22 protein-coding genes and 1 pseudogene are annotated in these 25,604 nt (G+C 71.3%); 15 read left to right on the top strand and 8 right to left on the bottom strand.

Annotated elements, in window-relative coordinates; translation table 11 throughout:
* Nucleotides 1-25: 25 nt before the first annotated feature.
* The 3 genes from IE305_RS26810 to IE305_RS26800 all read right to left on the bottom strand — a co-directional run bounded on the left by IE305_RS26810 (nt 26) and on the right by IE305_RS26800 (nt 3,018).
* Nucleotides 26-1,630, bottom strand: coding sequence for an alpha/beta fold hydrolase (locus IE305_RS26810; protein ID WP_190132342.1), 1,605 nt, complete (start codon nt 1,628-1,630; stop codon nt 26-28).
* 97 nt (nt 1,631-1,727) lie between these two features.
* Nucleotides 1,728-2,465: an SDR family oxidoreductase gene (locus IE305_RS26805; RefSeq protein ID WP_190132341.1), complete on the bottom strand. Its 738-nt coding sequence runs from the start codon at nt 2,463-2,465 to the stop codon at nt 1,728-1,730.
* A gap of 46 nt (nt 2,466-2,511) precedes the next feature.
* The gene (locus IE305_RS26800) at nt 2,512-3,018 is read right to left on the bottom strand and encodes a nuclear transport factor 2 family protein (RefSeq protein ID WP_190132340.1); all 507 of its coding nucleotides are present in this window, start codon (nt 3,016-3,018) and stop codon (nt 2,512-2,514) included.
* A gap of 126 nt (nt 3,019-3,144) precedes the next feature.
* On the opposite strand from IE305_RS26800, the gene IE305_RS26795 reads away from it, so the two are divergent.
* Complete coding sequence (locus IE305_RS26795; RefSeq protein WP_190132339.1) at nt 3,145-4,026, top strand: LysR family transcriptional regulator; 882 nt, start codon at nt 3,145-3,147, stop codon at nt 4,024-4,026.
* A 45-nt stretch (nt 4,027-4,071) separates the two neighbouring features.
* Here IE305_RS26795 and IE305_RS26790 read toward each other — a convergent pair whose 3' ends face one another.
* Entirely contained in the window at nt 4,072-5,217 is a 1,146-nt protein-coding gene (locus tag IE305_RS26790; protein ID WP_190132338.1) for an LUD domain-containing protein, read from the bottom strand.
* A gap of 158 nt (nt 5,218-5,375) precedes the next feature.
* Between IE305_RS26790 and IE305_RS26785 the strand changes: the two are divergent.
* The 4 genes and pseudogenes from IE305_RS26785 to IE305_RS26770 form a co-directional block, all read left to right on the top strand.
* A pseudogene (locus IE305_RS26785) lies at nt 5,376-5,669 on the top strand (sigma factor); the annotation flags it as partial.
* Between the two features lie 46 nt (nt 5,670-5,715).
* The gene (locus IE305_RS26780; RefSeq protein WP_190132337.1) at nt 5,716-6,894 is read left to right on the top strand and encodes an SDR family NAD(P)-dependent oxidoreductase; all 1,179 of its coding nucleotides are present in this window, start codon (nt 5,716-5,718) and stop codon (nt 6,892-6,894) included.
* 6 nt (nt 6,895-6,900) lie between these two features.
* Nucleotides 6,901-7,281 (top strand): acyl carrier protein, encoded by a 381-nt coding sequence (locus IE305_RS26775; RefSeq protein ID WP_308440278.1) that lies wholly within the window; start codon nt 6,901-6,903, stop codon nt 7,279-7,281.
* Nucleotides 7,282-7,420: 139 nt separating this feature from the next.
* Entirely contained in the window at nt 7,421-8,293 is an 873-nt protein-coding gene (locus IE305_RS26770; protein ID WP_190132335.1) for an alpha/beta fold hydrolase, read from the top strand.
* Between the two features lie 550 nt (nt 8,294-8,843).
* Here the strand turns inward: IE305_RS26770 and IE305_RS26765 are convergent.
* Complete coding sequence (locus IE305_RS26765; RefSeq protein ID WP_190132334.1) at nt 8,844-10,265, bottom strand: NAD(P)/FAD-dependent oxidoreductase; 1,422 nt, start codon at nt 10,263-10,265, stop codon at nt 8,844-8,846.
* A gap of 183 nt (nt 10,266-10,448) precedes the next feature.
* Between IE305_RS26765 and IE305_RS26760 the strand changes: the two genes are divergently transcribed.
* The gene (locus IE305_RS26760) at nt 10,449-11,531 is read left to right on the top strand and encodes a carboxylate-amine ligase (protein ID WP_229891566.1); all 1,083 of its coding nucleotides are present in this window, start codon (nt 10,449-10,451) and stop codon (nt 11,529-11,531) included.
* Between the two features lie 169 nt (nt 11,532-11,700).
* On the opposite strand, the gene IE305_RS26755 is transcribed toward IE305_RS26760, so the two are convergent.
* Both IE305_RS26755 and IE305_RS26750 read right to left on the bottom strand, forming a co-directional pair.
* Nucleotides 11,701-12,360: an MSMEG_1061 family FMN-dependent PPOX-type flavoprotein gene (locus tag IE305_RS26755; protein WP_190132332.1), complete on the bottom strand. Its 660-nt coding sequence runs from the start codon at nt 12,358-12,360 to the stop codon at nt 11,701-11,703.
* Between the two features lie 290 nt (nt 12,361-12,650).
* On the bottom strand, nt 12,651-13,775 hold the full coding sequence (locus tag IE305_RS26750) for a serine hydrolase domain-containing protein (RefSeq protein WP_190132331.1): 1,125 nt from the start codon (nt 13,773-13,775) through the stop codon (nt 12,651-12,653).
* A 197-nt stretch (nt 13,776-13,972) separates the two neighbouring features.
* Here IE305_RS26750 and IE305_RS26745 point away from each other — a divergent pair, with 197 nt between their 5' ends.
* Both IE305_RS26745 and IE305_RS26735 read left to right on the top strand, forming a co-directional pair.
* Nucleotides 13,973-14,650: a TetR/AcrR family transcriptional regulator gene (locus IE305_RS26745; RefSeq protein WP_190132330.1), complete on the top strand. Its 678-nt coding sequence runs from the start codon at nt 13,973-13,975 to the stop codon at nt 14,648-14,650.
* Between the two features lie 1,098 nt (nt 14,651-15,748).
* Nucleotides 15,749-16,753 carry a serine hydrolase domain-containing protein gene (locus tag IE305_RS26735; protein ID WP_308440277.1) on the top strand — a complete coding sequence of 335 codons (1,005 nt, stop codon included), beginning with the start codon at nt 15,749-15,751 and terminating at the stop codon, nt 16,751-16,753.
* On the opposite strand, the gene IE305_RS26730 is transcribed toward IE305_RS26735, so the two are convergent.
* Nucleotides 16,750-17,592: a YwqG family protein gene (locus IE305_RS26730; protein ID WP_190132329.1), complete on the bottom strand. Its 843-nt coding sequence runs from the start codon at nt 17,590-17,592 to the stop codon at nt 16,750-16,752. The two genes, IE305_RS26735 and IE305_RS26730, sit on opposite strands and share 4 nt — an antisense overlap.
* A gap of 465 nt (nt 17,593-18,057) precedes the next feature.
* Between IE305_RS26730 and IE305_RS26725 the strand changes: the two genes are divergently transcribed.
* The 7 genes from IE305_RS26725 to IE305_RS26695 all read left to right on the top strand — a co-directional run bounded on the left by IE305_RS26725 (nt 18,058) and on the right by IE305_RS26695 (nt 25,602).
* On the top strand, nt 18,058-19,017 hold the full coding sequence (locus IE305_RS26725) for a hydroxymethylglutaryl-CoA lyase-like TIM-barrel protein (protein WP_229891564.1): 960 nt from the start codon (nt 18,058-18,060) through the stop codon (nt 19,015-19,017).
* A 57-nt stretch (nt 19,018-19,074) separates the two neighbouring features.
* A complete protein-coding gene (locus IE305_RS26720; protein WP_190132327.1) occupies nt 19,075-19,860 on the top strand; it encodes an iron-containing redox enzyme family protein in 786 nt (261 codons plus the stop codon).
* Between the two features lie 65 nt (nt 19,861-19,925).
* The gene (locus tag IE305_RS26715; RefSeq protein WP_190132326.1) at nt 19,926-20,870 is read left to right on the top strand and encodes an aminotransferase class IV; all 945 of its coding nucleotides are present in this window, start codon (nt 19,926-19,928) and stop codon (nt 20,868-20,870) included.
* Entirely contained in the window at nt 20,854-22,284 is a 1,431-nt protein-coding gene (locus IE305_RS26710) for a hypothetical protein (protein ID WP_190132325.1), read from the top strand. The genes IE305_RS26715 and IE305_RS26710 overlap by 17 nt, the downstream gene beginning before the upstream one ends.
* Complete coding sequence (gene menC, locus IE305_RS26705) at nt 22,281-23,441, top strand: o-succinylbenzoate synthase (RefSeq protein ID WP_190132324.1); 1,161 nt, start codon at nt 22,281-22,283, stop codon at nt 23,439-23,441. The genes IE305_RS26710 and menC overlap by 4 nt, the downstream gene beginning before the upstream one ends.
* Nucleotides 23,441-24,118, top strand: coding sequence for an RraA family protein (locus IE305_RS26700; RefSeq protein ID WP_190132323.1), 678 nt, complete (start codon nt 23,441-23,443; stop codon nt 24,116-24,118). Before menC ends, IE305_RS26700 begins: the two co-directional genes overlap by 1 nt.
* Nucleotides 24,115-25,602 carry a M81 family metallopeptidase gene (locus IE305_RS26695; protein ID WP_268255951.1) on the top strand — a complete coding sequence of 496 codons (1,488 nt, stop codon included), beginning with the start codon at nt 24,115-24,117 and terminating at the stop codon, nt 25,600-25,602. Before IE305_RS26700 ends, IE305_RS26695 begins: the two co-directional genes overlap by 4 nt.
* The last annotated feature ends 2 nt before the right edge of the window (nt 25,603-25,604 follow it).

Raw genomic sequence — 25,604 nt, 5'->3', positions numbered from 1 at the left:
GGATGGGGTCACGGCACCCGGCCCGTCAGGGCTGGACGGGGGTCACGGCGATCGGCGGGAGGGCACCCAGGCAGGCCGTGTCGCCGGTGCGGCCGGTGCGGACGAACCGCGTGGTGACGTCGGTGACGCAGCCGGTGGAGGAGAGTTCCGGCACGTGGCCGACGTTGGGGATGGAGAAGAAGCGGCTGTCGCGGAACTGCTTCGCGGCCTGACGGCCGGCGGCGTCGGGGGTGTTGGCGTCGAGGTCGCCGGAGATCACCAGCACGGGGACGTCGGGCATGCGCGGGTGGAGCGGCTGCGGGCGCGGGGCGGTGTTCTCGCGCGGCCACCCGATGCACACGTCGCCGCCGTCGGTTGGACCCTCCAGGTAGCCGCCGGGGCTGAACGCGGCGAACGCGCCGGGCCGGGTGCCGGCGAGCGCCGCTCGGTACGTGCGCCACCGCTCGTCCACGGGGTCCTTCGCGGACCACGTCTTGCGGTAGTCGTTGCACACCACGGCCACGTACGGGGCCTGGTCGTCGCCGGTCGCCCCCTTGTAATCGTCCTGGACGAGACGGATCAGCGGGCCGTTGTCGCCCTTGACGAACCCGTCGAGGGCGTACGGCAGGTCGCCGAGCAGTGTGTGGCCCGCCGGGTCCGAGCCGACCGCGCGGCTGCCCGCCTCGAAGGCGAGGTTGGCCAGCTTGCCCTCGGTGAAGCGCAGCCGCTTCGGGGCGCCGTGGCCGCTGTCCCGGTAGACGTCCACGTCCAGCGGCTGGTCGCGCAGTCGGGACGCGGTGGTGGCGAGGTCCTTCACAGCCTTCGCGCCGTCGCAGGCGGACCGGCCGCCCTGACCGGCGCTGCGGTCGCAGATACGGTGGAGCGCCAGGGACACGGCCCGGGCGCCGGAGCGGGCCAGGGGGTCGAACGCGAGGGGATAGGCGCCCGACAGCACCATGGACTTGACCCGCTCGGGGTGGCGGCTCGCGTAGACCGGCATGAGGTACGTGCCGTACGAGAGCCCGTACAGCGTCAGCTGCGGGACTCCGAGCGCGGCACGGACGGCGTCGATGTCGTCCGCAGTGGCCGCGGTGGTGTACGCCTGGGCGCGGGGCCCGAGCTCGCGGCCGCAGCGAGCGACGGCCTCGCGCTGCTGCTGCCGGGTGCCGAACCGGTACTCGCTGTCCGTCAGCCCGCAGGGCATCCGCTCCGAGTAGCCGGTGCCCCGCGGGTCGACCAGCAGCAGGTCGTGATCGGCGAGCAGGCCGTGCAGGGCGCCGGCGAACGCGGGGGCCATGCGGATCGGCGCCTCGCCGGGACCGCCGGGGTTGACGGCGACCGTGCCCTTGGCCGGGCCTGCGCCGCGGTGCCGGACGACCGCGTAGCTCACCTCGATGGTGCCGAGTTCCGGCCGGCCCGCGACCGCCGGGCGATCCAGTGACCCGCAGTCCACCCGGTTGCCCGCGCCCACGGACGGGCACCAGTCCGGGCGACCGCCGGGCCCGGTCGCCGGGGCTGCCAGGGGCGTCGCTGCCGGTCTCGTCGCTGCCGCCGTCGCCGTGGTGGCCTCCGCCACGGGTAGCGCGGTGGCCAGCAGCGCCGCTGCCCCCGCCACCAGTCCGGCCCGCCGCAGGGTACTTGTGAGCGCCATGCCCATTCCTCTTCCTCGTCGCTTTAAGTGGCACGACATTGCCGGGCGTCTTTCAGGGCCGCGGCAGAGCGACGGCAAAACCACGTAAGACTCGTGGTCAGCCGGCGAGCCGGCTGCGGTAGTCCGTCAGGGCGACGTGCGCGCCCTGTGTCGCGGTGAGGGCGTCTCCGGAGGCGAGGGCGAAGGGGCCCGCGGCGTCGTCGGTGAGTACGGTGCGGCTGTTGTCACGGGTGGCGGCGAGGGTGATCCTGCCGAGTTCGTCCAGAGGGAGGACGTCGGGACCGGCGACCTCGCGGATACCGTGGAGGGGGGTGCCGGTGGCGATGCCGGCGACGGCCTGGGCGACGTCGGCGGCGGCCACGGGCTGCAGCAAGGTGGTGGGCAGCCGGATGGTGTCGCCCTCCGTCGTCCAGGACATGATGTCTTCGATGTACTCGAAGAACTGGGTGGCGCGGACGAGGGAGTACGGGACCGGCCCGGTGGCGAACAGCTCCTCCTGAACGACCTTGGCCCGGTAGTAGCCGAGGCCGGGTACCCGGTCCACGCCGACGATGGACAGCAGGACGGCGTGCCGGACGCCGGCGTGCTCGGCGGCGGTGAGGAGGTTGCCCGTCGCGGTCCGGAAGAAGTCGGCGGAGGCGTCGTCGGCGGTGGGTGACTGCGTTGCGTCGACGACGGCATCGGCGCCTGCCGGCGCCGGGGCGAGGCCCTCGCCTGTGAGGAGGTCCACGCCGGTGGACCGTGCGTGCGGTGTGGCATCGTGGCCGGCCGTCGTGAGGGCTTCCACGATCCTGGAGCCGATACGTCCGGTTCCGCCGATCACTGCGATCTTCATGTCGTACGTTCCTTTGGGAGTGTGGAGGAGATTCCGCCTTCCGGGGTCAGCCGAAGATCGCGGCGGGTTCGCCGGTGTACCAGGTGTTGTCGATGCGCAGTCGGCGGATGACCCAGCGGTCGCCGTCGCGGACCAGGTCCACGTCGTAGGGGTTCTTCAGCAGTGCATGGGTCGCCGGGTCGGCGATGAGCAGGTGCTGGGCCTCCACGAGGGCGGTGAGCCGGGCGGTGTCGCCGTCGACGACGATCCGCGCGTTGGTGACCTGGTGGGTGGTGTCCACCCGGCCGTCGAACATGGCCAGGATGGTGGTGACGATGGTGTCGCGCCCGGACATCAGCGGCGGCTCGGCCCCCCACTTGGCGGCCGCCGGGCGGAAGTCCAGCTCGGCGTCGGCGGCGAAAGCCGAGGCGAACAGCTCCCTGTCCTTGAGGTCCTGGCCGAGGGCGAAGCGGTGGAGGGCGTCGGTGATCTCCGCACGGTCCCTCAGCTCGGCGACGACCGCGGCGGTGTCGTGGGCGGGGGCGGTCAGGGCGCGGTCGCGGGTGACGTACATGATGTTCTCCTGTGCAGGCCGGAAGGTCTTTCAACACCTCTGATCCTGCTGCGGCCCGGACCGGGCATCAACGCGCACCTGCGCAACGATCGTGAAGCCTCGATCAACGACGGAAGGGGGGCGGGGATGCTGGAGCGACACGAGCTGGAGGCGTTCCTGACGCTCGCCGAGGAGCTGCACTTCGGCCGCACCGCCGAGCGGCTGCACCTCTCCACGGCCCGGGTCAGCCAGACCATTGCCAAACTGGAGCGCCGCGTCGGCGTCCCGCTGTTCGACCGCACGAGCCGCCGGGTGGAGCTGTCCCCGGTGGGACGGCAGCTGTATGACGAGATACGCCCCGCCTGGTCCCGGGTCTGCGAGGCGTTCGAGCGGGCGGTCGACGCCGGGCGTGGCCTGAGCGGGGTGCTACGGGTCGCCTTCAACGGCCCGGCGGCGGGTCAGCTACTGGTCGGGGCGGCGCAGGCGTTCCGCGCCCGGCATCCCGACTGCGAGGTCCAGATCAAGGAAGCACGTCAGCCGGAAGTCCTGCCATGGCTGCGCCGCGGCGAGGCGGACATCGCACTCACCTGCCATCCGCTGCACGAGGAGGGCATCGTCATGGGACCGGTCCTGGTGCGGGAGGCACGCATGCTGGCCGTACCGGCAGGGCATCCGTTCGCCCGCCGCGCGACCGTCACCCTCGAAGACCTGGCCCGCGTGACCGTGCTGCGGATGCCCGGAACCTTGCCGGAATCCCCGCACGAGGACCGCGCACCCAGCACCCCTCGCCCGTCGGCCACGACGTTCAACGAGGTGCTGACGCTCGTCGGCGCCGGGGAAGGCGTCTTCGCCGTCGGCGCCCATGCGCGGCGCTACTTTGCCCGCCCCGACGTCGTCTACGTCCCCTTCGAGGACGCTGAGCCAGTGGAGTGGGGCCTGGTGTGGCTCGCCAACGGTGCCACGGCCCGCGTCCGCGCCTTCAGCGAGGCAGCCCTCGAGCTGGTGCGGGAGCCGGCGCGGGTCCCCTGACGGTGCCCGCGCCCTGGCCCGTGCACGGTGGGGGAGAGGACGGGTTCAGAACCCGATCGCCTCGCGCAGCAGCAGGACGGTGCCGCGCCCCGGCTTCGGCTCGGCCTGGAGGACGAGGAGCCGGGTGACCGCACTCGACTGCCCGTAGACCTCCTGCGCACGTGCGGTTTCCAGCGGAAGGGCGTGCTCCTCGACCCGCCGCAGTGCGGTGCTCAGGTCGGGCACCACCTTCTGCGCCCCCACGACCCAGACGGCCTGTGCGGCGCCGCCGGCGGAGGCGGGCAGCTGGCTGCCGCTGCCGGACGCGATGACGAGCGAGCCGGTCTCCGTGACGGCCGTGACGCTGGCGACGAAGACGTCGGGGACGGCGGTCAGCCGGCGGATCGCGTCGGACTCGGTGGCGCGGTCCATCTTCAGCACGCGCGGCCGGACGGCCTGGTAGCGGTCGTCCGCCTCGATGTCCTCCGCGATGCCGGAGAGCCGAAGCGTCTCGCTGGCGCCGGTGAACACGCTCGCTCCCCCCGGTATCAGGTCCTTGATGCGGGCGCGGGCCGCCGCGGCGGTGTCGAGCAGTTCGGCGGTGAAACCGTTCGCCCGCAGCGCCGCGATGGTCCGGTCCAGCCGTTCGGCGGACGCCGGTGCGTTGAAGTCGTCCGCCGTGGTGGCAGGTGCGGCCGGTGCGTCCGCCGCCTCGCCGGTCGCCGGTGCCGGTTCGGCGTCCCCGGCCTCGCCGGAGCCGTGCCCCGGAGCGTTGCGGCCGGGCGCCGAACCCGCCAAGGGCGTGGTGTCGACATACCTGACCTCGTAGACGCGCTCGGCAAACCTCCATCCCTCCGTGGTACGCCGGTACGTGTCGTGGTAGATCGCGAAGTTCTGGCCCGAGCGGCCGTCGAGCAGACGCGCGATCTCCTGCACGTAGGTGCGCCCCGTGGCGGTGTCGCCGTCGATCCGTATCGTGCCCGGGTGGCTGTTCTGCACGAAGAAGTCCCACTGCCTCTGCAGGCGTTCCCCTCCCGTCCGGATCTCCTCCCGGCCGACGAACTCGGCCGGGACGTCGGGCATGCGCAGAACGCCGTCGGGGGTGAACAACGCGGCGAGCCGGGCACGGTCGCGCATCATCACCGCGTCGGTGAACTCGCTGCGCAGCGCCTCGATCGCGACACGGTCGGCGGTCTCCTGGAAGTCGTTCATTCTCGGCGTCCTGTGTCCTGTCCTGTGGGTGGCGTGTTTCCTCTTCACCGTTCCGACAACGCAGCACCGCCGAATGTGAGGTGAGCCGCCGACCTCACATTCCGGCGGCCTGATCCGTCGTAAGGGAGAAGGAACGTGAGCAAGGGAGCCGGAGAGCCATGACCATCCCGTCCGAACAGGCACCGCGGCAGGCGGACGAGCAGCGCGACCCGGGCCTGTGCGCGATCGTGAGCGAGCGGCGGCAGCTGCTCAACCTGGCCTACCGGTTGCTCGGCTCCCTGGCCGACGCGGAGGACGTCGTCCAGGAGACCTACGCCCGCTGGTACGCGATGTCGCGGCCGCAGCAGGAGGCCATCGCGTCCCCGGGCGCCTGGCTGACGAAGGTGGCCGGCCGTATCTGCCTGAACCTGCTCGGCTCGGCGCGCGCCCGGCGGGAGACCTACGTCGGCCAGCCTGCGCTTCGCCGACCAGGTCCGGGAACTGACCGCAGGCAGGGGCGTGGACGTCGTGCTCAACTCCCTCAGCGGCGAGGCCGCCGCGCGCAGCATGGAAGTCCTCGCTCCCGGCGGACGCTTCGTGGAACTGGGCAAGGTCGACCTGTACGCCAACCGGCGCGTGATCCTTCGGCCTCTGGCTGCGAACGCGTCCTTCCACGCCGTCGACCTGGTCTCCCTGCTCAGGGACGATTTCGCGGGATCCGTTTCAGCTCTGCGGACGGTCGCACATCGAGTGCGTCAAGGGCAGTACCGGCCGCTGTTGCACCAGGTCTACCCGGTCCAGCGCGTGGACGAGGCCTTCCGCCTGCTGCAGCACTCCCGGCACATCGGCAAAGTAGTGATCTCCCTCGACGGACCGGTCCCCGTACGCATGAACCCCGTGCTGCCGAGCATCGCTCCCGACGAGCAGTACCTGGTGATCGGCGGTCTGAGCGGCCTTGGAGCCCGCGTCGCCCTCCACCTGGCCAAGCGCGGGACACGCCATCTGGCACTGGCCGGCCGCCGGGGCATGGAGACTCCCGGAGCCGCAGACCTCGTCGCCCGGCTCACCACTCTCGGTGCCTCGGTCACCGTCGACGCTGTCGACGTGACCGATGCTGTCGCCGTGGAGCAGCTCATCCGCAAGATCGACACTGCCGAACACCCGCTGCGCGAAGTCATCCATTCGGTCCTCCACCTGGAAGACGACGAACTGACCCGCCTGAGCGATGAACGCATGCGCGCAGTGCTGGCCCCCAAGATCGCGGGCGCTGTGCTCCTGGACCGGCTGACCCGTCAGCGCAACATCCGCCTGACCTCGTACTCTTCCATGAACGCCTGGGTGGGCAGCGGCCACCAGACCAGCTACGCGGCGGCCAACCTCTTCCTGGAAGCGCTCGCCCGCCACCGCCGCCGTCATGGCAACGACGCGCTGACCATCGCCTGGGGAACCATCAGTGAGGCCGGGTACGTCGCCCGCGAGGGTCTGACCGAAACGCTCGGACAACTCGGCATGATCACTCCCGATGAGGCGTGCGCAGCCCAGGACCGGCATCACGCCCGCCACACCGACGTCGTCGCCATCGGCCGCTACGACCTGGCCCACCTCTCAGCCTTCTGTCCCTCGCTCGCCACACCCCGGTTCTCCCTCATCGCCCCATCCACCATCAGTGGAACCGACTACCGCCTCACCGACCTCTAGGCCCGTCTGTCCACCGCCTCCACCGAGGACTCACGAGCCATCCTGGACGAAGTCCTCACCTCACTGGTCGCCGGCATCCTGCACATGTCACCCGACCGGCTCGACCCCACCAGGAGCCTCAAGGGCTACGGCATGGACTCCCTCATGGCCATGGAACTGGTGGGAACCCTGCGAAAAGAACTCCACTGCGAACTACCCGCCCTCGAAATCCTCCACAGCGACGGATCCGTACGCGGCATCAGAGACCTCCTCCTGCCACGCCTCCTCGCCACCGCCCACAAGACCACTGCACCGCACACCCCTCGCCACCTGCCGCCGGCCCGGCCCGCACGAACCGACACACGGCCGGCCGATGTCGTCGGTCATGCCGACCACGGCAGTTGCTGATGGCGATGAGGACGGCCATGGCGGCGGCGAAGCCGCCGCTCGACGACGTTGCGCACGCGATGTTCCCCGGCCACTTCGAGGAAGCCGGCCTCCGCCAGTACCGTAGTCGAGAATGAAACCATTGCTTGCGGGGGAGCACATGAGGCAGGCGAGGGGGCGGGCCGTGGCCGTGAACGGGCGGTCCGTTCACGTGGAGGAGTCCGGCCGAGGTGCCCACTGGGTCGTCTTCGAGGCCGGTCAGGGCATGGGCCGGACCAGCTGGGACGCGGTGCTGCCGCTCCTGGCCGATCGGGCGCGACTGGTGACCTACGACCGCGCCGGTTTCGGCCGCAGCGGCCGGACCACCCAGCAGGTGGGAATCGACGACATGGCCGCTGACCTGGCCACGCTGATCGATGCGGTGGTACCGGAGCGCGCTCGGCTGGTACTCGTTGCGCACAGCATGGGCGGCCTGGTCGCCCGCCGCGCCGTGGAGAGACTGGGACCGCGACTGGACGGGCTGTTGCTGCTCGATCCGACGCCCGAGAGCGCGCCCGTCTACGACACCTTCGACCGGACCGCTGCGAGGGTCGACCGCGCGCTGAGCGTGACCCAGGCGCTGGTCCGGTTCCGCCCACTGGCTCGCATGGCCGGCAGGAACGTCCGCCGCGTCTTCCCGGCGGACACCTACGCGACCATGCTCGCCGAGGACTTCGTCCCCGCCGGCATCGCGCAGACGAGGAAGGAGTTCAAGGCCGTGGCCGCAGCCATCCCCCAATTCCGTGCCGAGCCGCCCGGCCTCCCCGCATGTCCGACGGTCCTGCTCTCGGCATCCCGCGCCGTGAAGGGCCGGGAGCGGCAGCACGCTCTCATCGCCGAACACCAGCGGCGCTGGGCCCAGGCGTTGCCGGACGGGCGGTTCGAAGAGGTCGACTCGGGCCACTTCATCCAGGCCGAGCAACCGGCGATCGTCGCGGACAAGGTCGGACACCTCCTCGACCGGACCGGCCGGACCGGTGCCGGGTCAGCCTGACGGATCGTCACCGTCGGCCCGCCCACGATCTGGTCGGCTGCGATCGCCGGCAAGGAACCGGTGCGTCTGCACCGTCATGTCGAGGGCCACGACGTCCGCCGGCTCCCGGACCGCTCACCGAGCAGGTGGTCCGCCACACCCCGGACCTGGGCATGCGCTTCGCGGGCTGGGACTTCGAGGCCGCCGAAGACCGCACCCTTCACCTCGGGAGCGCCCAGCCACCGTATTTCGCCCCGGTCGACCACCGCGAGCGCGTTGGAGGCGGCCCTCGGTAAGCAGGCCGGCCGGGGCTTGAGGTGGCCGCCGCGGGCTGGTCAGCGGAACTGGGCAGGTTCGTCTTCAGTCAGGTGTCGAAGCGGCGCGGGGGCAGCCTGTCAGGTCCTCGACGGGGGAGTGGGATGGCGCCGCGCTTTGGGTCTGGGTCGCCTGGTCGGGGGCTGCTGCCGCGGCCGCAGGTATGGGCGGTGGACGACACCAGTTTCCCCAAGGACGGCCGTCACGGCCTGGACGAACGTGGCGGCTGGTGTTCGAGCCAGGACACCGGGGTCGATCAGGTGTGGCCGATGGGGCGGAGGTGGGGATGTGGGTGGAGGTTGAGGTAGAGGCCGGCGGTGGCGTGTGCGGGGGTGGTGGGGAGGGGGAGGAGGTGGCGTGTTCCGTGGCCTCCGAGACCTTGCGGTGGGTGGCCGTTGACGGGCTGTCGGACGGTGCGCAGGAAGGTGTCCACGGGGTCGTCGGTCTGGCTGTCGTGGAGGTCTTCGGCGCCGGTGATGATGTTGAGGAAGCTTTCGTGCAGGCGTAAGGGGGTTTGGTCGCGGTGGCTGAGCTGCTGTGCTGTGCGGAAGTAGCTGTCGCGGCCGGCGTGGATGCGGTAGAAGGCGCTGACCAGGATGAGGAGCCTTTCGTAGGCGTGCCGGTAGGCCTGCTGGTAGAAGGCGCGGGCGGCGTCTTCGTCGACGTCGCCGCCCAGCATGCTGTTGATGGAGGCGGCGGAGAGCAGGCCGCTGTACATGGCCAGGTGTACGCCGGTGGACAGCAGGGGGTCCAGGAAGCAGGCGGCGTCGCCGGCGAGGAACCAGCCCGGTCCGCTGAACGTTTTGCTGACGTAGGAGTAGTCGCTCTCGGTTTTCAGCGGCGCCACCTGGCGGGCGCTGGTGAGCATGCCGGCGAGCAGGGGGCAGCGGGCGATCGCTTCGTCGTAGAGGGTCTGCAGTGAGCCGTCTGCTTTCCGCCTGGCGTGGGCGAAGGAGCGTTTGTCGGTGACCAGGCCGACGCTGAGGGTGCCGTCGTGCAGCGGGATGGCCCACAGCCATCCGTCATCCGGCAGTGAGAACACCCCGATCGCGCCGCTGGGGGCGGCGGCAAGTGGTGCGGCGCCGCGCCAGTAACTCCAGGTGGCGACGTTGCGGAAGGCGTCGTGGACGCGTCTGGTGTGCAGGTGCCGGGCGGCGAGAAGACCCGCGCGGCCGGAGGCGTCGACGAGGTGGCGGAAGCGGATGCGCCCTGCGGTTCCGTCCCGTCCGGCCCAGGTGGCTTCCACCGCCCGGTGGGTCCGGCCGGCCTCGCCGCCCGCCTCGAAGGTGACCCGTCCCGCGCGGACCTCTTCCCGCACGTCGGCACCCTCTGCGCGGGCGTGCTCCAGCAGCAGGTGGTCGAACTGGGAACGGATCACCTGGAAGCTGTAGGCCGCCGGTCTGCCCGGTTCACCGAAGCCCAGCGACCATTCCTGGCCGCCCCAGCCGTAGAACGCCCCCGTCTTACGGATGAACCCGTGCGCCTCGACCACCTCGCGCGCCCCCAGGACGTCCAGCACGGGCAGCAGGGAGGGCAGCAGCGACTCCCCGATGTGGTAGCGCGGGAACCGTTCCTTCTCCAGCACCCGCACCTGATGGCCCTGGCGGGCCAGGACGGCCGCGGCGGTCGCGCCCGCCGGGCCGCCTCCGACCACCAGGACATCGGTCTCTTCGCGCATCCGGTGCTCCTCAACCTCGGCAAGCAGCGTCCCATGTACCGGTCGAGCACTTTCTGAGACAGTGCCATCACTATGAGCAGTGAATCTCACGGCGGGGCGGCCCCGACAGACGCCCTCGCGCCCGCCTCTGCCCTCGGATCACGTCGCACCCTCGGTTCAAGCCACGCTCCAGCCCCGCTCACCGTGGGCGTCGAGGAGGAGCTCCTCCTGGTCGATCCCCTCACGCGGGCCCTCAGCCCGCGGGGACCCGAGGTGGTGAGTGAGGCCGCCGGCGACCTCGGTGACCGGGTGGGCACCGAGCTGACCCGCTATCAGGTGGAACTGCGCACCGATCCGCACACCTGTCTGAAGGAAGCTGCCGACCAGATCCGCTCCACGAGGACGGCAGCAGCCCGTGCCGCTGCCCGCCTCGGCGTACGCATCGCCTCCACCGGCACCCCCGTGCTCGGTCAGACAGCCCCTGCTCCGATCACACCCGGCGCCCGCTACGCCCGAAGCGTCGCCCACTTCCGCGCTCTGGACGACGAGCAGACCGCGTGCGCCTGCCACATCCATGTCGGCCTGCCCGACCCCCGCGACGCCGTGTACGTCAGCAACCACCTGCGGCCCTGGCTGCCGACCCTGATCGCCTTCAGCGCCAACTCCCCGTTCCGCGACGGTCAGGACACCGGATACGCGAGCTGGCGCACCACCACCTGGGGGCGCTGGCCCGTCGCCGGGCCACCCCCGTACTTCGAATCACCCGCTCACTTCAACGACCTCGTCGACACTCTCCTCAGCACTGAGGCCCTCATCGACCGCGGCGGTCTGTACTGGGACATCCGCCCCTCCCACCACCTGCCCACCATCGAAGTGCGTGTGGCCGATGCCGCTCTGACGCCCGACGACACCCTGATGCTCGCCGCCGTCGTCCGCGCTCTGACCGCCACCGCCCTCAGCTTTGTCCAGGCCGGAGAACCGGCCCCCCGTCCGGCTCCGGAAGTCCTGCGTGCAGCGTGCTGGCGCGCGGCACGCGACGGACTGGCCGGCACCGGCATCGACCCACTCAGCGGCCACCTCGTCGCCCAGACCACGCTCGTCGAAAGGCTGCTTCACACGATCACCCCAGCACTGCGGCAGCACGACGACCTCGACCGCGCACGCGAGCAATGGCAGCGGCTGCGCAGTGAAGGGACCGGCGCCGCCCGCCAGCGCGCCACCTACCGGCAACGCTCCAGCACGCACGACGTCGTCGACTACATCATCTCCGCCACCTGCCCCCAGTAGGACAGCGGTGGTGTGCGTCACCCGGATCCGGGCGGTGGCGGTGTACGTCGTCAAGCTGCCGAACGTCCGGGAACCCGGCCCGGCGCGGGCGGCTCCGAGTCACCCGCAGTGCACGGGCTGCCGGACTGACGCGCAAGAGGTCTGGCGAGGCGGACGGCTGGTCGGCCGGTTACTCGTACCGGTACTTCAGCGAATCCGCCTCCGCCTGCTCGATGTCAGCGATCGTCAGCTCCGGCATCCGCAGCTGGGCCAGCATCACCTCGGCCGAGGTCGGCTGGGCATCCGCCGGCAGCCACTGCTCCGGCTTCCAGGCCCCGCTGCGCAGGAGCGATTTGGGGCAGTGCGGGTAGACCTCGTCGATTCCCAGCACCAGCGCACTGGCCGGTGGCTTACCCACGGCGGTCAGCTGCGACAGCAGCTCCGGGCGGGTGGAGACACAGGCCCGGCCGTTCACCCTGAGTGTCGTGGTGCGTCCCGGGATGATGAACAGCAGCCCGGCCCGGCCGGTGGTGACGACGTTCTGCAGGGTGTCCAGACGCTTGTTACCGGTCGCGTCGGGTATTACCACCGTCCGTGAGTCCAGGACGCTGACGAACCCGGCGGGGCCGCCGCGCGGGGAGACGTCACAGTTGCCCTCGGCGTCCGCGCTGGCGATCAGGACCAGCGATGAGCAGCCGATCAGCCGCCGGGTCTGCTCGGTGAGTTCGGTCATCTGCTTCCGCATGACCGCGTCTTTGGGGAGTTCGTAGACCCGGCGCAGCGCCTCCGGGTCGGACAGGGCGTCGAGGCGGAGTGAGTCGAAGGCACTGTCGGTAAGGGGCGTTGTCATGCCCCCGAGCCTAAGCGCGGCGGTGCCGGCGTCTTGTGGTGAGGTCCCTCGAACCGCTCGCTGTGGAGTGCGACACGCGATGCAACATTGTGGCTGTCATAGGCGCCCGATCACGTCGGTGCGTGGGTGAGGACGACCAGCGGATCCCGCTCGAACATGCGCGGGAGTGTGCCGGCGCAGGCCGGCGACGCCGCCCCGCGTGCATCCGGTTGCGGTCCTGCGCCACCAGGTACCGCATACTGGCGACGTCGGTTCCGGTGCACCGGCAGGGTCGCCGCCTGCCCGGAGTTTCACAAGGTGCCGTACATCCCGATGCGGTACAGGTTCGCGAGCGCGTCGTCGATGGGGTGGGGCTGCGGCTTGCCGGAGGAGTCGAGTCCGTTCCACCTCTGCATGTTCACCGCGACCGCCATCTGCCGCTTGCCGTCGGAACGGATCAGGGCCAGCGCCCCACCACCCCAGACCGTGCCGCCATGCCCCCAGAAGGTGCCCTGACCGGGTTCCCCCATCGGGTGCAGGCCGAGGCCGTAGTCGATCGTCTTTCCCTCTTGGGAGACGACCGGGACAGTGCGCTGCATCTTCGCCAGCGACGACGGGCTGACGATCTTCCCGGCCAGCAGCATGCCGTAGAAGCGGTTGAGGTCCGAGACGGTCGATATCAGCGAGGCCGACGGCCCCACCCACGACATGTCGTAGACGCTGTAGTCGCGCGGCGGGTCGATCATGCCGAACCACGCCTCGTAGAGCTGCGAGTGCGGCCCGTCGACGTACGGTCCGGCGGGCAGTTCGGTGTCCCGGAGCCCGGCGCGCTCGATGACGTTCCGGGTGATGTACTGTTCGGCCGTGGTGCCGGTCACCTGTTCCAGGAGCTGGACGAGGAGCAGGTAGTTGGTGTTGGAGTACACCCCCGGCGTGTCTCCCGGGGCGCCGACGGCAGGTGCGGTGACCCCCATCTCGATCAGGTCGGTGGGGTCGAACCGCGTGAACCGGTGGTCGTCCAGGCTCTGGGGCCCTGTGCCGGCGAGGGCGGGGAACGTCTTGAGGGAAGGGTAGGCGAACGGTAGGTACTCGGCGAGTCCGCTGGTGTGGTTGAGCAGCATCCGGACCGTGATCGTGTCACCGCGCCCTCCGGGAAGCAGCTTCGGAAGGTACCGGCCGATCGGTGTGTCGAGCCCGATCCGACCGCTCTCGACCTGCTGCAGGACCGCGGCGGCGGTGAAGGTCTTGGTGATGCTGCCGACACGGTGCCGCATGTCGGTGGTGACGGGGCGGCCGGTGGCGACGTCGGCGACCCCGGCGGCACCGCACCAGACCTGGTCGTCGTCTCGCACCTCGGCGAACAGGCCCGGCATCCCGGCGCGGTGGACGTCTTCGATGGCCGCGTCCAGCGCCGCGGAATCCAGTGGGTTCTTCACGTCATGCGTCCTTTCGCATTCCCCGGGGTGAGCTCCCGCACCGGTCGCCCGACCCGGATGACAAGGGCACGAATGGCAGGCCGGCCCGCTCCCGCCGGGCCGCCCGGCAACCTCATGCCCTCATTATGCACGCACTGCGTGCATCACCAAGTGCATAGGTTAGGCTGAAATCCGGTGAGAGGAGCGAGGAGAGCAAGATGGCAGGCCGAAGGCGTTGGTCGACCGAAGAGATCCTGGATGCGGCGGCGGAACTGCTGCGCACGAGCGACGCGGAGTCGTTCAGCGTGCGCAAGCTCGCCGCGACCCTCGGAACCGACTCCTCCAGCCTCTACCGGCACTTCCGTAACAAGACCGAACTGCTGCGCGCGGTCGCCGACCGGATCCTCCTCGCCGCCATGAACGGCCACCGCGCCGAGGGTGACTGGAAGCAGCGCATCACCGCCCTGGCCCTGCGCTTGAGAGAGGCGTTCGGCGAGCAACCCCAGCTTGCCGCGATCTGGGGACGCCACGCGTCGAGCGGCACCGGTTCCCGGCTGGTCATGGAAGAGATACTGCAGGCCCTGCGCGCGTCGGGACTGCGGGACGAGGAGATCCCGGTGCGCTACCACCGGATCGCGATCCTTCTCGCCTCGTTGATCGCCTCCGAGGCAGGGGTCAGCATTCTCACGCCCGAAGAGCGCGAACAGGGCAGGGAGCTGTTCCGCGTGGCGGTACTGGGGGCCGACCCCGAACGCTTCCCCGCCCTGGCCCACTTCGCCCGCGACGTGCGTCCCCTCGGGGCGGACCGCCGCGCCGCCTTCGAGGAGATCCTCGCCGCCCAACTCGCCCACATCGAGACCACGATCCCCCCGAGTCAAGGGCTGCCCCGTAACTGATCTCCGTAGTTGTCAGTTCCGGTCCTCCGACGGACCGCTCGCAGCTCGAGCGCCGAGAGCCGGCTCTCGTGGGGGAGGCGGATCCTCCATACGGATGACGCACATCGTCGCGGTTCGGACCATGATCGACTCATGTCGATCGCGCGTTCCCTGGACGACACAATGCACCCGTCTCGCGCCAGGCGGTCCGCCTCCACCTGAACAGACGGCCTGGACACGTCGCTGTGAGCATGGGAAATCAGGTCGGCCTGCCTCGACCGCGGGGCTCTCGTCCACGGTGTACTGATCGAGGCCGGGGCCGTCGCTGCTGAGCCCGATCTGGCTGGGCTGACCGGCTGGTACCTCTACCTGTAGGGGCCGTGGTTCGTCATGGGTGGTCTGGCCTTCGTAGTGGCCACTCGCTATATGTCCGCCAACGCGGTGATCGGCGCAGGCTGCGTCTCTACGGCGCCGTGGGCGCTCGGCGCCCTGGTCCTGTCCGTGGTCTCGACGGCTACCGGGATCGGTTGAGAGTTGGCACGTAACTGCTGGTCGCGAGTGAGATGAAATCTCGCGGTGGCCGGTGTGATCGCGGCGTCGGATCCGTCCTGGCTGACCCATTCGCAGGGCTCAGCCCGCGCCCAGTTTCGCAAGCTGGTGCCCCGTGCTGCGGCGCGGGGAGGCGGACAGGGGCGGTCCTGGCGCCCTCTGTGGAGGACCGGCTGCTGCTCGTCGCGGCCTACCGGCGAACGAACTTGACATTGCGCCACTCGCCCCGTTGGTCGGTATCTCCAAGGCGGCCGCGGACCTCGCCACCACCGGTTGAGGGTGATGGCCGTCGAGGTGAGCCAGGAGCGGATGGCCTGTAAGGCCGATCGTGCGCGAGAACTTCAACCGCGCCGGGGCGTACGTCATGGGGCGCCGCACGTTCGACGAGGGCGGGCGGGGATGGCCCGACCCGCCGCCGTTCCGTGCCTCGGTCTTCGTCCTGACCAGTGCGCCCGGGACCCTGGGTCCGCCAGGGCGGCGCCACCTTCACCTTCGTCACCGAAGGCATCGAATCCGCCCCGGCCCGGGCCCGCGAGGCCGCGCCCGGCAGGGCTCCGCAGGCTGCGCGAAGTGCTGGAACGGCATGTGGAGTCCAAGAAGATTCCCGGGCTCGTCGCCCTGGTCGGCCGGGGCGAGGAGACCCATCTCGAGGCGATCGGGACGATGCGCCACGACGGCGGCACCCCCATGCGTGGGGACACCATCTTCCGCATGGCGTCCACGACCAAGCCCGTCGCGGTCGCCGCGACCATGGTTCTGCTGGACGAGTGCCGGCTGCGACTGGACGACCCGATAGACCAGTGGCTGCCCGAACCCGCCGGCCGGCGGGTCCTCGAGCGCGCGGACGGCCCGCTGGACGAGACCGTACCGGCGCGGCGTCCGATCACCGTACGCGACCTGCTCACCTCGACCTGCGGTCTCGGGCTGGACATGACGGCGACGGGGTCGCCGATGATGGGCGCGTACTTCGAGCAGAGGGTCTACGGCGAGAACGGATGGATGCTGCCGGCCGTGGAGCCGGACGAGTGGATGCGCCGCCTGGGCGCGCTTCCGCTGATGTACCAGCCCGGAGAGCGGTGGCTGTACAACGTCGGCGACGCCGTGCTGGGCGTGCTCGTCGCCCGAGTGACCGGCCAGTCCTTCGAGGCGTTCCTGCGCGAGCGCATCTTCGGCCCGCTGGGCATGAAGGACACCGGCTTCCACGTGCCCGCCGACAAGATCGACCGGCTGCCGCCCCTCTACACCCCCGATCCGCAGACCGGCGAGTTCACCGTCGAGGACCCGGCCGCTGGGTGGCTGGGGCTTCGGGATGACGGTGCGCACCTACCGCGGCGACTACGCGCCCATCGGCCAATTCGGCTGGGACGGCGGAGCCGGCACCACGACGTACGCCGACCCGCACAACCAACTCGTCGGCATCCTGCTCACCCAGACCGGGATGTCCACCCCGGACTCGGCACGGGCCATGCACGACTTCTGGACCACCCTCTACCAGGCCATCGACGACTGACCTGCCTGTCTGGCCAAGGCCGGTCCAGCTTTGGCTGCGAGCGTGACCCAACGGACCGTCGCTAGCAGCACTGCATGGTGATCCGTACGCGGTCGAAGCGGCGCGCCGACAGGTCCTCGGGGCGGATGAGCCAGTAGAGCGCGCCGCAGTCGCCCCACATCATGTCGGCGTCGTCGTCGGTGTCGAACTGCGCGAGCAGCGTCCAGCGGCGTGCCTCCTCGACCACGCGGGGGTCGTTCCACGACGTCCCCGGCCCCAGGACGCCATGCGCCACCTCGTCCTCCACCGGCCCCTGCACGGGCACGGCGTATCCGCCGATGCGGTGCCCCACGTCGTCCGTGACGTCGTTGATCGCGTCGTCCAGCTCAGCGGGGACGTCGATGTCCTTCAGGAGCTCCTCCGCGGCGTGGTGGCAGTGGTCGGGGGCGGTGGTGGTGAGGCGCGCCGTGAGCGGCACGGCGGGGTACGCGTCCAACTCGTCCGGGGTGTGGCGCTCCGTGGTGACGGCCCCGGCCGGTATGTGCAGGACCCGGGCGCCCGCGGCACCGTCCGGGTCGTCGGTGGAGAGAAACCCCTCCCCGTGCTCCCCCAGTTGCCCGTCGAAGTAGAAGAACGCCAGCGTGCCGTCCACGGGCAGCGCAACGTCCAGCTCCCTGACAGGCAGCGCGGCGCAGTCCACCGACGCGATGAAGCTGAGTGGCCCGTTCCCCTCCCACACGGGCCACTCCACCCCCTCCGGCAGCGCCGGCCGCCCGCCCAGCTGCCCGACGACGGGCTCGCCCTCGCCGGCCGCGACCAGCCGGATCCCCGGCCGCAACAGGCCGATCCATTGCTCCGCGACGTCGGCGGGCAGGTGCGTACGGGCAAGCGCGCGCAGCGCCGCCCCGGTGGAACTCTGCGTCATGGAGATGATGATGCCGGGCACCACTGACAATGGGGTTGGTCGGCATCGATCTCGAACATCGTGCTCCCCACTGCTTCGGTGTGGTGCCGGCCGGTGCGTCCGCCGGCCGGTACCGCGCGTCGTCCCACATCGCCCCGTACGGCAGCGCGTCCACCGCGTACCAGCCGGTGTCACCCCGCACCGTCGCGCACCCCGCACCGCCTTTCGCGGGTCCCGCCGGATTTCGGCCACATCGCAAAAGCCGGACGCATAATTGCGATCACCCTCCGGGTGGTTCGGGGCAGGTCGTCCTCGGTCCCTCCGTGCATTTCTTGATCAATTCGAGGGTGCGATCGCGTCATTACAGACGTGCAATGTTGTCCAAGTAATTGTCGGCCAACTACAGTCGTCTCCCGTTGGTCTACGCGACCTTGAAAGCGTGCACCCGGTGCGCTCCGAGCAAACGCGTCCCTCCGACTCCGGGAGATGTGCGAATTGGCGGACGGAGTTGCCTTAGTCGACGTCACACTTCGTGACGGGGGATATGTCAACAAGCATTCGTGGACCGTCGCCCAGGCAAGACGCGTGGTCCGGGCCTGTGCGGCCGCCGGGGTGCCCCTGGTGGAGGCCGGGTACCTGCGGCCGGCGCGGCACGCCGACGACGGCGGCGCTCTGCCCTCCGCGTCGTGCCCGCCGCAGTACCTGGAGATCCTGGGCGAGGAGGCCGCCGCGGGTCCGGACGGTGGCGCCGGGCTGGTCGTCATGGCGCATGCCCGGGACGTTTCCCCGGCCGTTCTGGCGGGGCTGGCGCGTTTCGGCGTACGGGTGGTGCGCATGCCCGTCTCGCCCTCCGGTGTCCGCACCCTGGCCCCGTACGCCGAGGCGGTGCACGGCGCCGGCATGGCGTTCTCCGTCAACCTCATCCGGGTCAGCGAGCTGGCCGAGCCGGACGTCATGAGTGCGGCACGGGCGGCCGAGGAGCTCTCCGCGGACGTCTTCTACCTTGCCGACTCGAACGGCAGCATGTTCCCCGACGACGTCGCCCGGCTCGCCCTGCGGGTGCGCGAGACGGTCGGCCTGACCCTGGGTTTCCATTCGCACGACGGCATCAGCATGGGCTTCGCCAATGCACTGGCCGCCATGCAGCACGGTTTCCGCTGGATCGACGCCTCCCTGTGCGGTATGGGCAAGGGAGGCGGCAACCTCGCGCTCGAATTGATCACCACCTATCTGCATTCCCGCGCCATGGGGAATTTCTCCGTCGAGCCGCTCGTCGACGCGGCGACCGCCGTCCTCGCTCCGTGGAAGGGCGACCACATCCTCGCCAGGTGCGAATCGATCGTCGGCGGAATGCTCGACCTCAATCTGGAGAGCCTGGCCTCGATCAGAAGCAGGGGCAGCGGCACCCTGTTCACGATGCTCGACGAGGCCCGTGCCGCTTCCTGAGACCGTCGCCGGCACCTCATCTGCAGAAACCTTTCTTCCTGTGACCGAGGAGCAGCCATGTCAGCAACCGCTTTCGTCGACGAACTCGAAGGCATCATCGCCGAGCGCAAGAAGATGACCAGCCCTCTCTACCAGACCATCCTGGAGGGCAAGGCCACCCACCGGCTGCTGCAGACGTTCGTGATCCAGCGCTGGCCCATCAAGAGCTGGTGGACCCGCAACCTGATGGGCGTCGGCATGCGCGCGGACGACCTGGACCTGCGCCGTTCGTTCATCGAGAACGCCTACGAGGAGGAGACGGGCGGGCTGACGAACTCCAAGCGCCACGTCGAGACCTTCGAGGACTTCGGCCGGGCCGTCGGCGTGGACCCCGCGTCGCTGCCGCACGCCGAGCTCTACCCGGAGACCATCGCTGTCATCGAGCACAACAAGAACGCCTGCAACAACACCAACGTGCACTTCACGGTGGGGGCTGCTTCGGTACTGCTGCTGATGGAAGGTCAGCCGCCCATCACCAACAGCGCCGGTCACAGCATGATGGCGGTGATGCGGGACGTCTACCGGCTCCCGCGCCGGGGCTACGAGTTCTTCGTCCACCACGCCTCCAGCGACGCGGGCCAGGACGGTGTGAGCGACCTCGAGGACGAGCACACCGCGCCGCTGCGCGAGCTCCTGACACGCTACTGCGACACCCCGCAGCGCCGCGCCGACGCCAAGGAAAGTCTGCTGCAGGCCATCGAGCTGCGGCACCGGCACTTCGACGCCATCTATGAGCGGGCCTACGACCCGGCCGAACCGGTCTTCGTGTACTCGGGCGACGGCGACGGCAACGGCGACGCCTGACCCGACCCGGACCGACGGCAAAAGCAGCAACAGCAGCAACGACAGTATCGACAGGAGCGACACGGGTGACGGCTGGCCATCCCCACGTGTACTTCCGCGGCCGCTGGGTGACCGCAGAGGAGGCGACGGTGCCGATCGGCAGCCTGGCCATGCGCTACGGGCTGTCCGTCTTCGAGGGCGTACGGCTGTACGCCCCCGCCGCGGGCGGCGGCCACGCCCGCCCCTTTCTGCTCGAGGAGCACCTTGCGCGCATGGCGGCCTCCCTCCGCGCCATGCGCTTCCCCGACCCGGGCCTGGCCCGGCTGCCCGACGTGGTCGACGAGCTGATCGACCGCAACGACATCCGCGCCGACGCGTACGTGCGGGTGGCGGCCACTCCGTTCAACCCCGGTCAGCTCGGCGACCCGGCCGTCCCCGAGCTGACCGTCACGGCCTCCCCCATGGGCCGTAAGCAGTGGCTGGCCCGTGGACGCGCGATGGATCTGTGCATCAGCTCCGGGCAGCGCGGGCCCGCCGAGGTGCACCCGCCCGCGGCCAAGAACATCGCGAACTACGCCGGTCCGCGCCTGGCGTGGCAGGAGGCACGGGACGCCGGCTACGACGGCTGCGTGCTGACCAACCGTCACGGCCGACTGGCCGAGGCCCCCACCGCGGCGCTCTTCCTGGTCCGGGACGGTGTGCTGAGCACCCCCGCGCTCGACGAGGACGTCCTGCCCGGCATCACCCGCGCCTGGGTGCTGCGCACCGCTCGTGCCAAGGGCGTGCCCGTGCAGGAGACCACCCTGACCCGCGATGACGCGCGCCGGGCCGACGAGGCGTTCCTGTGCGGCACCGGGCTGGAGTTCGCGCCCGTACGTTCCTTCGACCGCCACGTCCTGGCCGGGGAACGGCAGCCGGGGCCCATGACCCGGGAACTGGTGGCCGAGTACTTCGTCCGGGTGCGCGAGGAGGCCGGCGTGCCGGCCGGCGCACGGGCCTGCCCGGAGGTGACCCGTGGCAGCACTGCCTGAAACAGCGGCCGGCCCGCATCCGCCCACCGCCGCAGCCCCCGCGGTGGCCGGCGGGCTGCTGGACTGGGTGACGGCGCTGGACTACGCCGCCCGCCTCACCGCGGCCGGGGACGCCATCGCCGCCCTGGTACGCGACACCGAGCCCCGCATGCCGGTCTTCCGTAACCGCGCCTACCCCCTCTCGCCACTGCCGCTGTTCCTCCGTGAGGAGGCCGCGGCGCGCGCCGGGCACCACCTGGAGGCGTACGTCCGGCTGCTCGGCAAGGTCGCGGTCCTCTACCGCGACGATCCCGAAGTACGGCAGTGGTACGGGCTGCCGCACGCTGCCGACGTCCTCGTCGAGGCGGAGCGCCGCGCCGGGCGGCAGGACGGGCCGGCGGAGATCGGCGTGTGCCGGCTGGACGGCTACGCGGAGCAGGACGGGGAAGGGCTGCGCCTGCTGGAGAACAACGCCGACGCTCCCGCCGGCACCCTGTTCACCCCGCGCATCCACCGCACCGTCGGCGCAGTGCTGGACGCGGCCGGCATCCCCCTGCCCGCTCACGCCGCCGCGAGCGCCCCGCGCGACGACGCCCTGCTGGACGCGCTCGGGCCCGGTCTCGCCGACGCGCGCCGCCAGGGGCGCACCCCCGTCGTGGCCGTGCTCCAGCCACGGGGGGCCGCGAACCGCGAGAGCCACGAGACGGCCGGTGTCCTGCGTGCCCTGGGTATCGACGCCTTCGTGGCCGACCCCCGGGAGGTCACGGCCGTCCGGGGCCGGGCCCGGGCGGGGGGCAGGGGCATCGACGCCTGCTGGAACAAGGTCAACACCGTGGCCTGGCAGCAACTCGCCCAGGACGACCCGGACCTCTGCCACCGCTGGGCCGCCGTCCTGCGCGACACCGACCTGCACCACGTCAACTCCTTCCTCGCCCGGTACGTCTGCGAGAGCAAGCTGACCCTGGCCCTGGTGCAGGAACCCCGCTTTGCCGACCGCTTCACGGCGGGTGAGCACGACCTCGTCGCCGGTCTGCTCCCCTGGAGCCGGAAGGTGCACGACGGGCTGGCCGGCCGCATGCTGGAGGACCAGCACGCCTACGTGCTCAAGGAGCCGTACGACATCCGCGGCGACGGCGTCACCGTCGGCCGCGCAGTCGGCCGCAGCACATGGGCCGCGGCCGTGGCACGAGCGGTCGCCGGCCAGGGGGTGGCCCAGCAATACGTCGCCCCGGCCGCCTATCCGGTGCTGCGCACCGACGGCCCGCCCCGGGTCACCGCGATGCCCGTCAGTCTCGACACCTACGTCCTGCGCGGCCGGGTCGCCTTCCACGGCTCCAAGGCGAGCCTGCAGCCGCGCCTCAACATCTTTCAGGGCGGCCGGAAACTCGCGGTGCACGTCACCGCGGACGCGGCGGCCACGGGAGGGCACGGATGAACGACCGGTCCACGGCGGCCCCCGGGCCGCTGACCATGACGGTCGGGCGGATCACGCTCCGGTTGGTGACGGCCCGTCTCGCACATCCCTTCGAGAACCGCTGGCAGCGCTACCACACCTGGACCAAACTGCAGGTCGAGGTGGACGGCAGCGCCGACGGACGGGAGGACACCGGGCTCGCGGAATGCAGCGCCATGGAGACGCCCTTCTACAACTACGAGACCATCGAGACAGCCTGGTACGTCATCGAACGGTTCCTCGGCCCCATGCTGCTGGAGGCCGGCACCACCGACCCGCTGACGTGCATGCGGCTCTGGCGCGAGGTCAACGGGCATGAGGAGGCCAAGGCCGCGGTCGAGACCGCACTGTGGGACCTGCAGGCCCGGCTGCGCGGCCGGCCGCTCTGCGAGGAGCTGGGCGGTTCGGTGCGGCCCGTACCGGCCGGGGCGACGGTCGGCATCGAGCCGACCGTCGGCGAACTGGTCGAGAGCGTGGGACGGGCCGTCCGCGCCGGGTACCGACGGGTCCGGCTGAAGGTCAGACCCGGCTGGGACGCGGAGCCGGTACGCGAGGTGCTCCGCGCCTTCCCGGATCTCCCTCTCATCGCCGACGCCAACGCCGCCTACGACGAGAGTCATCTCGGCACGCTGCAGCGCCTGGACGGCCTGGGCCTGCTCGCCCTCGAACAGCCCTTCCCGCGCCACCTGCTGGACACCACCGCCGAACTGCAGCGGCGCATCGCCACCCCCGTGTGCCTCGACGAGCAGGTGCACTCCCTCCGGGAGCTGCGCGAGGCGGCCGAACGGGGCGCCTGCCGGATGGTCAACATCAAGGCGGGCCGCGTCGGCGGGCTCGGCCGGGCCGTCCGCATCCACGACTTCTGCGCCTCGGCCGGCATCCCCGCCTTCGTCGGCGCCAAGTGGGATCAGGGCATCGCCCGGTGGACCAACATCGCCCTGGCCACCCTGCCCCACATGACGCACCCCAGTGACGTGGGCCCCAGCGACAGCTACTACCTCGACGACGGCGCCGAGCCCCGCGTCACCTTCGACACCCCCGGCTGGGTCCTGCCCTCCGGCCGCCCCGGCACCGGCGCGCGGCCGACCGGCACCCTCACCACGGAACGGCAGACCGAGCTCACCAAGGGGGTCCGGTGATGACCGCACCCGCCCGTCCCGACGCCGCCCACCTGGAACTCTTCCGCCGGCAGGGCACCAGCACCGTCAGCGATGCCCTGGACCTGCTGGGCGCCGGCGACACCGGCCTGCCGGGCCTGCGCCGGATCTCCGGTGGCGGAACGGTCGCCGGACCCGCCTTCACCCTCCGCTACGTGTCCGTCGAGGCCGGAACGCCCGGCCCCGCCGGGGAGTTCGCCGACGACGTGCCGGCGGGCGCCGTCGTGGTGGTGGCCAACGAGGGCCGCACCCACTGCACGGTGTGGGGCGACATCCTCACCGCCGCAGCGCTGCGCGGCGGCGTCGCCGGAACGGTCGTCGACGGGGTGTGCCGGGACGTCGCCGCCATCGCCGCCTCCGGCTACCCGCTGTGGAGCCTGGGGACGTACATGAAGTCCGGCAAGCACCGGGTGCGACTGGCCGCCGTCCAGGAACCGGTCACCGTCCGCGGCGTCCGGATCGCCCCCGGCGACATCGTGGTGGGCGACGACGCCGGCTGCCTGACCGTGCCGGCCGCCCTGGCCGGGCGGACCGCCGAGCAGGTGGTGCGGGTGGCCGGGGCCGAGGACGCCATCCGGGCCGACCTCGCGGCCGGGCTGCCGCTCGCCGAGGCACGCGCCCGGCACGGCTACAACCGGCTCGGCCTGGTGCCGCGGTGAGCGCCGCCGGGCGGCCTCTGCGGGCCGCGGTCGGGGGAGTGGTGCACGAGTCCAGCACCCTGATGACCGACTACCTGGGCACGGCGGAGCTCTCCGCCTTCTCCTGCCACCGGGGGACCGGCCTGCTCACCGAGTTCACCGGCACCGCCACCGTCACCGGGGGCTACCTCACGGCCTGCGCCGAGGCGGGCGCAGAGGTCCGCCCGGCCTTCCACGCCCGCGCCGAACCCGGCCCCGCCGTCGGCCCCGCCACGTACCGCGCCCTGCGCGACCACCTGGCCGAGGGCATCGCGGCGGCCGGCGACTGCGACGTCGTCCTTCTCGACCTGCACGGCGCCGGTGTCGTGGCGCCCGGCCGGTCGCTGGACGTGGACGTGCTGCGCACCGTCCGCGCGCTGCTGCCGCGGGCCGTCGTCGCCGTCACGATGGACCTGCACGCCAACGTCCCCGCCGAACTGCCGGAGCTGGCCGACATCGTGACCGGCTTCCACGAGTACCCCCACACCGACGCCGCCGACCGCTCCCGGCTCGCCGGCGACCTTGCGCTGGCCACCGCCCGCGGCGACCTGCGGCCCACGGTCCGGCTGCGCCGCCTGCCCATGCTGTTGCCGCCCTCGCCGACCGTGGCCGGGTCGCCCGCCCGGGAGCTGCGCGACCTGGTGCGTGCGATCGAGCAGCGTCCCGGGGTGCTCGCCTGCACCGTCTTCCACGGGTTCCCCTACGCCGACACCGAGCAGGCGGCCACCAGCGTCGTGACCGTCACCGACCACGACCCCCGGCTGGCCGGCGAGTGCTGCGACGAGGTGGCCGACTGGCTGCACGGCCACCGGGAACGGTTCAGGATCACACTCCTGGAGCCGGAGGAAGCGGTCCGCACCGCGCTGGAGGGCGGCCCCGGCACCGTCGTCGTCGGGGACGGCAGCGACAACCCCGGCTGCGGCGGCGCCGGCGACAGCACCCACCTGCTGAGGGCGCTGCTGGACCGGCCCGAGCCGAGCTGCTTCGCCACCCTCTGGGACCCGCCGGCCGTCGAGGCCGCCACCACGGCGGGCGTCGGCGCCACCCTGAGGCTCCGGCTCGGCGGGCGCCACGGCTGGGCCAGCGGACCCCCGGTGGAGGCCGAGGGAACCGTACGGGCCCTCACCGACGGGACGATCGTCCAGTCGGCGATGCGCCGCGGCAAGCGGGCGGACTTCGGGCCCTGCGCCCGCATCACGGTCGGCGCCTGCGACGTGATCGTGGCAGCCCGGCGCCGCCAGGTCCTCGACCCGGAGATCCTTCTCCTGCACGGCTGCCTGCCCGAGCGCTACCGGATCGTGGGGGTGAAGTCGGTCAACCACTTCCGGGCCGGATTCGCCGGAGCGGCCGCCCGGATGCTCGTGGCCGACGCCCCCGGGCCCACGGCCCGCGGCATCGAACACATCCCCCGCTCCGGTCCCACCAGGTTGCTGTGGCCCATGTCCACCACGGCAGCCGCAGGCTGAAA

The organism is Streptomyces mashuensis, assembly GCF_014654785.1.
Taxonomy (GTDB): domain Bacteria; phylum Actinomycetota; class Actinomycetes; order Streptomycetales; family Streptomycetaceae; genus Streptomyces; species Streptomyces mashuensis.
The sequence above is the reverse complement of the archived record's forward strand: the minus strand, read 5'-3'. Positions and strand labels throughout refer to the sequence as shown.

Coding starts and splice junctions, on each gene's coding strand:
- IE305_RS26730 (WP_190132329.1), bottom strand. CDS start 17,592: ATGACGCAGAGTTCCACCGGGGCGGCGCTGCGCGCGCTTGCCCGTACG.
- IE305_RS26805 (WP_190132341.1), bottom strand. CDS start 2,465: ATGAAGATCGCAGTGATCGGCGGAACCGGACGTATCGGCTCCAGGATC.
- IE305_RS26770 (WP_190132335.1), top strand. CDS start 7,421: ATGAGGCAGGCGAGGGGGCGGGCCGTGGCCGTGAACGGGCGGTCCGTT.
- IE305_RS26720 (WP_190132327.1), top strand. CDS start 19,075: ATGTCAGCAACCGCTTTCGTCGACGAACTCGAAGGCATCATCGCCGAG.
- IE305_RS26800 (WP_190132340.1), bottom strand. CDS start 3,018: ATGTACGTCACCCGCGACCGCGCCCTGACCGCCCCCGCCCACGACACC.
- IE305_RS26790 (WP_190132338.1), bottom strand. CDS start 5,217: ATGAACGACTTCCAGGAGACCGCCGACCGTGTCGCGATCGAGGCGCTG.
- IE305_RS26700 (WP_190132323.1), top strand. CDS start 23,441: ATGACCGCACCCGCCCGTCCCGACGCCGCCCACCTGGAACTCTTCCGC.
- IE305_RS26755 (WP_190132332.1), bottom strand. CDS start 12,360: ATGACAACGCCCCTTACCGACAGTGCCTTCGACTCACTCCGCCTCGAC.
- menC (WP_190132324.1), top strand. CDS start 22,281: ATGAACGACCGGTCCACGGCGGCCCCCGGGCCGCTGACCATGACGGTC.
- IE305_RS26765 (WP_190132334.1), bottom strand. CDS start 10,265: ATGCGCGAAGAGACCGATGTCCTGGTGGTCGGAGGCGGCCCGGCGGGC.
- IE305_RS26810 (WP_190132342.1), bottom strand. CDS start 1,630: ATGGCGCTCACAAGTACCCTGCGGCGGGCCGGACTGGTGGCGGGGGCA.
- IE305_RS26795 (WP_190132339.1), top strand. CDS start 3,145: ATGCTGGAGCGACACGAGCTGGAGGCGTTCCTGACGCTCGCCGAGGAG.
- IE305_RS26745 (WP_190132330.1), top strand. CDS start 13,973: ATGGCAGGCCGAAGGCGTTGGTCGACCGAAGAGATCCTGGATGCGGCG.
- IE305_RS26725 (WP_229891564.1), top strand. CDS start 18,058: ATGTGCGAATTGGCGGACGGAGTTGCCTTAGTCGACGTCACACTTCGT.